Consider the following 10,120-nt stretch of genomic DNA (forward strand, 5'->3'; position numbering starts at 1 on the left):
CGATTCGTGACCCCGGGGCGGAAGTTGGCTAGAACCTGCACCGTGCAACGCGCCTGGTTCGGAGCAATGGCGGTCGTGTCGGCCGCGCTCCTGGGATGCAACAACCTGGAGTCCTGCGGCTCCACGCCGGTGGACATCACCCGCACCGACGGGAGTCTCTACCGTTGCGTCACGTCCGAGGACTGCCCCCGGACCTCGCGCGTCTCCGTGTGCGTCACCGACGTCTCCTCCGAGCGTGAGTGCGTGCGCTGCGACGAGACCCGCTGCGTGCGCCTCATCCCGGAGTCGTGCGAATGAGGCCTGGAGCCCGGCGGTGGGTGTTCACGCTCGCGGTGGGAGCGCTCGCCGTCACCGGCTGCCGCGACAAGCCGGTGGACCACATGCAGCGCGCGCGGGACGCCATCTTCGAGAAGCGTCCGGACGAAGCGCTGGTGGAGTACCGCAAGGCGTACGACATGCTGCTGCGCGACGAGTCCCCGGAGGCGCTGGTGATGCGCGCCCGGGCCCTCAAGGGCGCCGCGGACGTGTACTGGCTGGAGCAGCGCAAGGTGAAGGAGGCGGTGTCCGTCTACCGCCAGCTCATCCAGCAGTGCCCGGAGTCCCCGGAGGCGCTGGAGGCGCGCATCATCCTCGCGGAGCTGCTGCGGGTACACTACCGCGACCTGCGCGGCTCCATTGATCAGCTCACCGCCGCGCTGCACCGCAACCCGCCCCAGAGCGCGGAGCTCCAGTACCAGGTGGCCAAGCTCTACTTCGAGCTGGCGGACTATCCGCAGTGCGAGCTGGAGGCGAAGAAGCTCCCGGAGCGCTTCGCCGCCAGCGCCTACGTGGATGACGCCCTCTTCCTCCAGGCGCAGGCCCTGGCCATGGTGGAGGGCAAGCGCCAGGAAGCGCTGCGCACCTACGCGGACCTGCGCGCGCGCTTCCCGGACTCGGAGCTGGCGCCGCACGCCCTGTTTGAAATGGGCAAGCTGCGCGCGGACGCGGGCGACAACGAGAAGGCCATCGAGACCTGGGTGGAGACGCTGAAGACGCACCCGGATCCCTCGCTCGTGCAGGACGCCATCGCGCGGGCGCGCCGCCGCCTGTCGAACAACACGCCCGAAGGCATCGGGAAGAAGGAAGTGGCCTTCGACCGCGCGAAGCAGGCGCGCACGTCCGTGGAAGCCATGGGGGGCTCCGCCGAGGAAGCCGCCCGCGACCGCGGGGACTGAAGCCTCCGCACGCCCGGGCGCATTCGCGTGCGCCCGCCCTCCTCGCATGCCATGTAACGGCCGGGCCGCGCTCCAGGCGCAAGCCGGGGCCGTGCTCCTTTTCGTGGGAGGAATCACATGAACGTGCTGGTGACAGGGGCCACCGCGGGCGTGGGGCTGGCCGTGGTCCGCCGCTTCGTGAAGGAGGGCGCGCGCGTCATCGCCACCGGACGCCGGGGCGAGCGGCTGGACGCGCTCCGGGCGGAGCTGGGGGAGCAGGTCCTCCCGGTGGTGCTGGACGTGACGGACCGCGAGGCCGTGCAGAAGGCCTTCGAGTCGCTGCCCGCGGACTTCGCGCAGGTGGACGTGCTGGTGAACAACGCGGGGCTCGCGCTGGGGTTGGACCCGGCGCAGGCGGCGCGGCTGGACGACTGGGACGTGATGGTGGACACCAACGTCAAGGGCCTCCTGTACTGCACGCGCGCGGCGCTGCCGGGCATGGTGGCGCGCGACCGGGGCCACGTCATCAACCTGGGCTCCGTCGCGGCGGAGTTCCCCTATCCGGGCGGCAACGTGTACGGCGCGACGAAGGCGTTCGTGCACCAGTTCAGCCTCAACCTGCGCGCGGACCTGCACGGCACGTCGGTGCGCGTGACGGACATCGAGCCGGGCATCGTGGGCGGCACGGAGTTCTCCAACGTGCGCTTCCGGGGCGATGACGCGAGAGCCGCGTCGCTGTACGCGAACATGCAGCCGCTCACGCCGGAGGACATCGCGGACACGGTGCACTGGGTGGCCTCGCGGCCCGCGCACGTGAACATCAACGTCATCTCGATGATGCCGGTGGCGCAGTCCTTCGGCCCGCTGCCGGTGAAGCGCCAGGCCTGAGGCTCCAGCCGGGGCTTCAGCCCGGCACGGGCAGTACGGCCTCCAGGAGCGGCGCGGGCACCGACGGGTCGTCCGCGTCCGCGACCAGCAGCAGGTGGATGCGGCCGCCCTCCACGCGCGCGTCCACGCCCTCCAGCTTGAGCGCCGCGTCCACCGCGTCCAGGTACACCGGGGTGCCGTCCGGCGCGAGCACGCCCACCGCGGAGCCCTTCACGGGGCCGTCCGCCACGCGGTCCTTCGAGTCCTCGGCGGTGGCGGTGAACACCATCCGTCCATCCGGCAGCGCGGACGCGTCCGTGAAGGACAGCCGCACGCCGTTGGCCTCGCCCAGGTCCCACCGGCGCACGGTGCGCACCGCCTCCGGTCCCAGCAGGCCCCCGTCCACGCCCACCAGCACGCGGTCCAGGTCCAGGTCCACGAGCGCGTCCACGCCGCCCTCGCCGTTGCCCCGGTTGAGCAGCCGCAGCCGCTTGCCCGTCACCGCCGCGCCTTCGACATTGAGCGCCACCAGCTCGCGCTCCAACTGGAGGTACAGCGCCGTGCAGTCCACCGCGCGGGGAGGGCCCGCGAGCGTGCCGTCCGCGTTCAGGGGCAGCACCGACGCCCGGCGCCGCACCGGCGTGGAGCCCGAGGGCAGCGCGAGCAGCGCGCCGTGCGCGAAGCCCGCGGACGGGCCCAGCCGGCAGAGCGCCTCCAGGTCCGGCTTCGCCGCCTTGCGGGGCGCGGGGGCTTCGGGCAGCTCGCCCGGGAAGAGGCGCACGGTGTGGCCCGGCGCGTCCCCGGTGGCGGGGAAGACAGCGAGGTGGAGCGAGTCGTCCGCGACGACGTAGAGCCAGTCGCCCACGCGCACGAGGCCGCTGGCGGCGGAGACGTGCGTGGGCTGGCCCGGCGCCGCGGCGAGGGTGAGGGTGCGCCGCGGGGTGGTGGCAATCATGGGCGGACTCCTACAGCAGGCTGCCGCGCAGGAAGAGGCTCGCCGCGGTGAAGTAGATGACGAGCCCGGTCACGTCCACGAGCGTGGCCACGAAGGGCGCGGAAGCGCTCGCGGGGTCGAAGCCCACGCGCCGCAGGAGGAACGGCAGCATGGAGCCGGACAGCGTGCCGAACAGCACCACGCCCACCAGGGACACGCCCACGGTGAGGCCGATGACCACCGCGTGGTCCCCGTAGCTCTTGAAGAGGGCCTGCCACACCATGACGCGGGTGAAGCCCACGAGCCCCAGCACGGTGCCCAGGGCGAGCCCCGTGCCCAGCTCGCGCCGGGCGACGCGCCACCAGTCCTTGAGGCGCATCTCCGACAGCGCGAGCGCGCGGATGATGAGCGTGGTGGCCTGGCTGCCGGAGTTGCCGCCGGAGCTGATGATGAGCGGGATGAAGAGGCTCAGCACGACGGCGCGGGCGATCTCATGTTCGAAGTAGCCCATCGCGGTGGCGGTGAGCATCTCGCCCAGGAAGAGCACCATCAGCCAGCCCGCGCGCTTCTTGAGCATGGCGAGGAAGCCCACGTCGAAGTACGGCGCGTCGAGGGCCTCCATACCGCCGACCTTCTGGATGTCCTCCGTGGCCTCCTCCTGCACCACGTCCACGATGTCGTCCACCGTGACGATGCCCTTCATGCGCCGCGCCTCGTCCACCACGGGCATGGCCATGAAGCTGTGTTCGGAGAAGGTGCGGCTGACGGCCTCCTGGTCGGTGTTCTCCGCCACGGTGATGACGTCGCGTTGCATGACGTCCGCCACGCGCTTGTCTGGCGCGGCCTGGAAGAGCTGGCGCAGGGACAGCACGCCCTGCAGGCGCTGTTCGGCGTCCAGCACGTAGGCGTAATAGACGGTCTCCACGCGCTCGCGCGCCTGCTTGCGCAGGTAGCCGATGGCCTCGTCGATGCTCATGTCCGGCCGCACGCGGGCGAAGCGCGGGTTCATCAGACCGCCGGCGTCGTCCTCCGCGTAGGCGAGCAGGACATTGACCTCGCGGCGGCTGGCGTCGTCGAGCTGGGACAGGATGGCGTCCACCTGCTCGGGCTCCACGGCCTGCACGAGGTCGGCGAGGTCGTCCGGGGGCAGCAGGCGCACCCAGGTGCGGCGCTCGCTCGGGGGCAGGGTCAGGATGAGTTCGGCCTGCTCGCGCGCGGACAGGCCCAGGAAGAAGTCGTCCACCACCGACGGGGGCAGCAGGCGGAAGCCTTCCACGCGCTCGTCCACGGACAGCACGGCCCAGGCCTCGTGAAGCTCATCGGGGGACAACGCGTTCTGGGTCTGGGGACTCTCCACCATGACGACGTGCCTCGAAAAAGGGGAGGGTGCGCGCTTGCGATGCGCGGCGCGCCGGCCTCTCTACACCCCTGTCGGGGGCGCGGCGAGTGGAAGGCGCGAAACATCGCCCTGAAACCTCGCCCGCCTGCCTGGTCCGTCCGGCACCCCTCACTGTGGGGGCGCACCGGCCAGGGGCCCCTGGGTCGTGTCTGCCTTCGCGGCCTGTCAGGTCTTCTGCTGGATGAGCTCGACCTTGTAGCCGTCCGGGTCTTCGACGAAGGCGATGACGGTGGTGCCGTGCTTCATGGGGCCGGGCTCGCGGATGACCTTGCCGCCGGCCTGGCGGATGGCATTGGCGGTGGCGTGGATGTCGCTGACGCCCAGGGCGATGTGGCCGTAGGCGGTGCCCAACTCGTACTTCGCCGTGTCCCAGTTGTGGGTGAGCTCCAGCGCGGGGTGGGTGTCCTCGGGGCCGAAGCCGACGAAGGCGAGGGTGAACCGCCCTTCCGGATAGTCGTGCCGGCGCAGCAGCGTCATGCCGACGACGCGGGTGTAGAAGTCGAGCGACTTCTCCAGGTCGCCGACGCGGAGCATGGTGTGGAGGATTCGCATGCGGACGGTCATAGCCGCAGGGCCGCGAGTTCTGCCAGCAGGAGCTTCACGGCGCCGCTGGCGCGTCGGGCGGATTGATCAGGATCAACACCGGGGGATGCGACGAAGCGGGCGTACTTCCGCGCGCCCGCCGCGTCGATGTCCTCGAACTCCTGGCCGAGTGCGACCAGGGCCTGCTGGAAGTCGGGGTCGTCATGGATGGGACTTGCCTGGAGGACGGGGGCGAGCCCGGCCTGACCGCCGGGCCACGATTCGATGAGCCAGACGATGTCGTAGGCGTCCTTGTTCTTGGGGCGCTTCCGCAGCGCGTCCACCTTGGCCGCGAGGTAGGCGGCGGGCCCCGCGACCCTGAGCTGCTGGCGTGTCCTGCCGCCGCCTCCTGGCAGAACGACGACGACCTCCTTCTCGAGGAAGTCCCGGTCGATGAGCCTCCCGGCCGCCAGGACCAACGCGGAGAGCCTTCCTCCCACCACACCTCCGGGCCGGTACAACCTGCCTGCCTCACGGCCGGGGCCGAGCGCGCAGAAGAACTCCACCGTGAGCGGGTGCGTGATGCCTCCCTTCCAGCGCCAGCTGGAGTGGGCGTCCATGGTGAAGCCCGCCGACTTCAAGGTGCGCTCCAGCCGCTCGTAGTGGCCCACCTCTCCCTCCACGAGTGCGACGCGCAGGCAGAGGTCGAGATCCTGCGTGCCGATGTGGGGCTCGATGCCGGACTCAGGCTCCGGCACGAGCAGGGAGGGCACGAGGCCGCCGATGATGACGACGTGCGCGCCCGCGAATCCGAACGCGCGGACGACGTGCACGGCCTCCGCGAGCAGCGCGGACCGGACCGACGGGTCGTACTCGCCCCGATGTCCGCCCTCAGTAGCCAAGGACCTCCTCGCGGAACCGCTGCGCGATGTCCTCGCCCCGCCGCTCAGAGCGGGCATCCAGGTAGATGCGGACCGGTGGCGCGACGAAGATGCCGTCCTGGTGGGTGGCCGACTGGCAACCGACCCTGCCTGTGTCCTGCAACAGCGTGAGATTCGCTCCGCGTTCGGTCACCTCCGCGCCCAGGGCTTCCGCTGCCTGGTGCAAGGGCACCTCCGGCGAGATGCGGATGCGCGACAGGGGAACGCTCGTGGGACCGATGCCGAATACGCTCGCGGCGGCGGCGCCCGTGAGTGCGTGGGGAATGCCTGCCTTGCTCAGTTTCGCGCTGGAGTGCAACCAGAGGTCCTCGGGACGGCGTGCATAGAGCGCCACCTGCAAGGACCGCTCCCTTCGCGTGGCGCTGGTCTGTGTCTGGAGCCAGTCGAGCAGCTCGGTGCGTTCGCGGACGGTGCGTCGTTTCGTGGGACCCCTGCCGCTGGTCTGAACCAGTCCCAGCTCCTCGAGCCGGGTGAGGACTTTGTGTGTCTGTCCCACGGAGAGGGCGGCACGCTCCGCCAGTTGGGAGACGGAGACGGGGGCCTGTTCCCCGAGCAGGGCCTGGATGGCCCGGACCCCGTGAGCGCCCAGGGTGCCCTGTCCAGGCTGCTTCAGGCGGGGGGCCGAGCGTGCTCCGCCCAGGTGGATGAAGACGCCCGGCGCGACCAGATGAAGGTGCCCACCTGCGTCCAGGTAGCTCGCATCGCGTGCTTCCAGCGCCTCGCGGACACGCTGGCTGAGAAACGCGCCCACGAGCAGTGGAATCGCATGGCCTGTGTCCTTCGCGGGCGCGCCCAGGCTCAACAAGGAGGGGAGCTGGTCGACGCTGAGCTTCGAGGGCGCCTCCAGCAGCCGGAGTCGGACCTCACGCTCCCCCACCCGGAGCGAGGGACGGGTGGCGCTGCGCACCTGGAGCCAGGGTTGGGGTGACAGCCAGGGAATCAGCCGCGCGGGCAGGTGGAACACGGCGGGCATTTTCGCTCCTGTGCGTTCTTCATTTGGGAATGAAGAACGGTTGTAGATGAAAATGGCGGCAGGATGGCGAAGGAAATGGCGGCCCCAGGGACCTTCGGTGGGGAGCGGTCCTTCGCCGTGCGGGCAGGCATCCGGGGGGGGTGGAAAGGCGACACCGGAGGTCCACGCGGGGCGGGGAGCGGCGCCCGGCGCGTGCTATGGAACCCGGCATGAAACACGCTCAAAGCCAGGCCCTCTTCGCCCGTGCGCAGGCGCGCATCCCGGGTGGCGTGAACTCTCCCGTGCGCGCCTTCCGTGGCGTGGGCGGCGACCCCGTCTTCTTCCGCGAAGGCTCCGGTGCGTGGCTCACCGACGTGGACGGCAACCGCTACGTGGACCTCGTGGGCAGCTGGGGCCCGCTCATCCTCGGGCACGCGTACCCGCCCATCATCGAGGCCATCCTGGAGGCCGCCCGGCGCGGCACCACCTTCGGCGCGCCCACGGCCGGTGAGGTGGAGTTCGCGGAGATGATCTGCGCCACCATGCCGTCCGTGGAGAAGGTGCGCCTGGTGTCCAGCGGCACCGAGGCCACCGTGGCCGCCATCCGCGTGGCGCGCGGCTTCACCGGCCGCGAACACATCCTCAAGTTCGAGGGCTGCTTCCACGGCGCCGGAGACCCGTTCCTCGTGAAGGCCGGCAGCGGCGTGGAGACGCTGGGCCTGCCGGACTCGCCGGGCGTGCCCGCGGCGCTCGCGGCGCTGACGCTCACCGCGCCCTTCAACGACCTGGCCGCGGTGGAGCGCATCTTCGAGGAGAAGGGCAAGGACATCGCCTGCACCATCATCGAACCGGTGGTGGGCAACATGGGCGTGCTGGTGCCCCGGCCCGGCTACCTCGAAGGGCTGCAGGCGCTCTGCCAGAAGTACGGCGTGCTCTTCGTCCTGGATGAGGTGATGACGGGCTTCCGGCTGGCGCGCGGCGGCGCGCAGGAGCTGTACAAGCTCAAGCCGGACCTCACCACGATGGCGAAGGTGGTGGGCGGCGGCATGCCGCTGGGCGCGTACGGCGGCCGGCGCGACGTCATGTCCAAGGTGGCGCCGGAAGGGCCCGTGTACCAGTCCGGCACGCTGTCCGGGAACCCGGTGGCGGTGGCGGCGGGCATGGCGTGCCTGAAGGCGCTGGCGGCGCCGGGCACGTACTCGCGGCTGGAGCAGCTGAGCCGGATGCTGGAGGAGGGCTTCCTCGCGGAGGCGAAGGCGGCGGGCGTGCCGGTGACGGTGAACCGCGTGGGCAGCATGCTCACGGTGTTCTTCACGGCGGAGCCGGTGTTCGACTACGCGTCCGCGAAGAAGGCGGACACGGCGAAGTTCGGGCGCTTCTTCCACGCGATGCTGCACGAAGGCGTGTACCTGCCGCCCAGCCAGTTCGAGGCGGCGTTCGTGTCGCTGGCCATCGGCGAGCCGGAGGTGGAGCACGTGCTCGCCGCGGCCCGCAAGGCGTTCCGCGCGCTTGGCGACGCCCGTTGAGCCCGAGCCCCTGAAGGGGCCCCTGCGCTTCGGTCCCTACACCCTCGTGCGCCGCATTGGCGCGGGGGGGATGGGGGAGGTCTTCCTCGCGCGCGAGGAGGGCGTGCACCGCGCCGTGGTGGTGAAGAAGGTGCTGCCGGGGCTCTTGGAGAACAAGCAGTTCGTGGGGCGCTTCCGCGACGAGGCGCGCGTGGTGGTGAGGCTTGCGCACCCGAACATCGCGCGCGTGTACGCGATGGGCGAGGTGGACGGGCAGCTCTTCCTCGCCATGGAGTACGTGCAGGGCAAGACGCTCAGCCGGCTGGCGTACCGGTTGCGGCAGCGCCAGCGGATGATGCCCCTGGGGACGCTGCTCCAGCTGGGTCAGCGGCTGTGCGAGGGCCTGCAGTACGCGCACGACGCGACGGACGAAGACGGGCACCCGCTGCACCTGGTGCACCGCGACCTGTCCCCGGCGAACGTGTGCGTGAGCTACGCGGGCGAGGTGAAGATCATCGACTTCGGCGCGGCGCAGTCCACGCTGAAGGAGCAGCAGACCGCGCCGCGCGTGGTGATTGGCAACCTCACGTACATGGCGCCGGAGCAGGCCCGCAAGCGCACGGTGGACCGGCGCGCGGACGTGTACGCGGCGGGCGTGGTGCTGTGGGAGTTGTTCGCGTGGAAGCCGCTGTCCCAGCGCGGAGATCCGCTGGAGCGCTGGCGGCGCGCGGCCTATCCGCAGTGGGAGCCGGCGGGGCGCTACCGGGCGGACCTGCCGCGCGCGGTGGATGCGTTCCTGGTGCGCGCGCTGGCGGCGGAACCGAACGACCGGTTCCCGTCCGCGGCGGCGATGGGCGAGGCGCTGGCGGCGCTGAAGGAGAAGCTGACCCCGGGCGTGACGGACCAGGACCTGGTGCGGCTGATGTCCGCGGCCTTCCCACGCGAGAAGGTCGTCGAGCAGCAGATGGTGGACGAGCTGCTGCGCGAACAGCCGGAGCGCGCGAGCACGCGCCAGGAGTTCCCGTCGTTGCGCGCGCCCCACGTGAAGGGGCAGGCGCCGGAGGACGCGGAGGCGCTCCGGGCGCAGGAGGACATCGCGACGGAGGCGCTGGACGCGGCGAAGTTGCGTCAGGCGGCGGGCGCGGTCACGGAGGAGCCCGGGTTGCGCAAGGCGCCCCCGGTGCGACTGCACAACCAGGAAGTGACGAAGGATGCGTGGGTGCCGGTCGCGGGTGGGGAGGCGTCCGCCGCGCCGCAACGCCTCTCGCTGGGAGCATGGACGCCGGGGTCGGGAGGGGAAGACGCCACCGCGCACGGCGTGGCACCCATGCGGAGCGCGGACATGTCCACGGAGGTGGCTCGCGCGCAGGATGCGGACAGGGCGGGGACTTCAGGCACGTCCGATGGCTCTGCCCGCTTGGAGGGTATGGGCACGCAGACGACTCCGGGTGCGTCCGTCGGATCCGCCCGCTCGGACGACACGGGCATGGAGTCCGTGCACGGCACGTCCGCTGAATCCGCCCGCTCGGATGGCGCAGGCGAGGCCACCCCCCAGGAAGGCACCGTGCTCCCCCGGTCCGCGTCCGGCCCGGGCGCCGAGGACACCACCGACCCGGGCGAAGACTCCCACCCGGACGGGCAGGCTCCGGCCGGGCCCCCCCCTCACCCGGATTGGAATCCGCGCCCGGACGCGGAAGACTCCGCTCCACACCCTCGAGCTTTTCACCGTGAGGGGCCCCCCCCGGCCCCGGAGGACTCACCCATGCAGAACCGCCCCTCGCGTCCGGGTTGGACTCCCGGCGCAGGC

10 protein-coding genes are annotated in these 10,120 nt (G+C 71.3%); 5 read left to right on the plus strand and 5 right to left on the minus strand.

Features of this window, described 5'->3' with window-relative positions; translation table 11 throughout:
• The first annotated feature begins 66 nt into the window (after positions 1-66).
• The 3 genes from D7X12_RS34410 to D7X12_RS34420 all read left to right on the plus strand — a co-directional run bounded on the left by D7X12_RS34410 (position 67) and on the right by D7X12_RS34420 (position 2,081).
• Positions 67-297, plus strand: a complete 231-nt coding sequence (locus D7X12_RS34410) for a hypothetical protein (protein ID WP_120629446.1) — start codon at positions 67-69, stop codon at positions 295-297.
• On the plus strand, positions 294-1,214 hold the full coding sequence (locus tag D7X12_RS34415; RefSeq protein WP_120629447.1) for a tetratricopeptide repeat protein: 921 nt from the start codon (positions 294-296) through the stop codon (positions 1,212-1,214). Before D7X12_RS34410 ends, D7X12_RS34415 begins: the two co-directional genes overlap by 4 nt.
• Before the next feature lie 117 nt (positions 1,215-1,331).
• A complete protein-coding gene (locus D7X12_RS34420; RefSeq protein ID WP_120629448.1) occupies positions 1,332-2,081 on the plus strand; it encodes an SDR family NAD(P)-dependent oxidoreductase in 750 nt (249 codons plus the stop codon).
• Between the two features lie 16 nt (positions 2,082-2,097).
• On the opposite strand, the gene D7X12_RS34425 is transcribed toward D7X12_RS34420, so the two are convergent.
• The 5 genes from D7X12_RS34425 to D7X12_RS34445 form a co-directional block, all read right to left on the minus strand.
• Positions 2,098-3,015, minus strand: coding sequence for a DUF6929 family protein (locus D7X12_RS34425; RefSeq protein ID WP_120629449.1), 918 nt, complete (start codon positions 3,013-3,015; stop codon positions 2,098-2,100).
• Between the two features lie 10 nt (positions 3,016-3,025).
• Positions 3,026-4,354 carry a magnesium transporter gene (gene mgtE, locus D7X12_RS34430; protein ID WP_120629450.1) on the minus strand — a complete coding sequence of 443 codons (1,329 nt, stop codon included), beginning with the start codon at positions 4,352-4,354 and terminating at the stop codon, positions 3,026-3,028.
• 204 nt (positions 4,355-4,558) lie between these two features.
• On the minus strand, positions 4,559-4,945 hold the full coding sequence (gene gloA, locus D7X12_RS34435; RefSeq protein WP_120629454.1) for a lactoylglutathione lyase: 387 nt from the start codon (positions 4,943-4,945) through the stop codon (positions 4,559-4,561).
• Between the two features lie 8 nt (positions 4,946-4,953).
• A complete protein-coding gene (locus D7X12_RS34440) occupies positions 4,954-5,817 on the minus strand; it encodes a nucleotidyl transferase AbiEii/AbiGii toxin family protein (RefSeq protein WP_158620180.1) in 864 nt (287 codons plus the stop codon).
• Positions 5,807-6,829: a helix-turn-helix domain-containing protein gene (locus D7X12_RS34445; RefSeq protein WP_120629452.1), complete on the minus strand. Its 1,023-nt coding sequence runs from the start codon at positions 6,827-6,829 to the stop codon at positions 5,807-5,809. The genes D7X12_RS34440 and D7X12_RS34445 overlap by 11 nt, the downstream gene beginning before the upstream one ends.
• Positions 6,830-7,038: 209 nt before the next feature.
• Between D7X12_RS34445 and hemL the strand changes: the two genes are divergently transcribed.
• Positions 7,039-8,334: a glutamate-1-semialdehyde 2,1-aminomutase gene (gene hemL / locus D7X12_RS34450; protein ID WP_120629453.1), complete on the plus strand. Its 1,296-nt coding sequence runs from the start codon at positions 7,039-7,041 to the stop codon at positions 8,332-8,334.
• The coding region (locus D7X12_RS44700; RefSeq protein WP_147443886.1) for a serine/threonine-protein kinase at positions 8,318-10,120 on the plus strand (1,803 nt) is incomplete at its 3' end. The genes hemL and D7X12_RS44700, both read left to right, overlap by 17 nt.

This window comes from Corallococcus sicarius (assembly GCF_003611735.1).
Lineage (GTDB): Bacteria > Myxococcota > Myxococcia > Myxococcales > Myxococcaceae > Corallococcus > Corallococcus sicarius.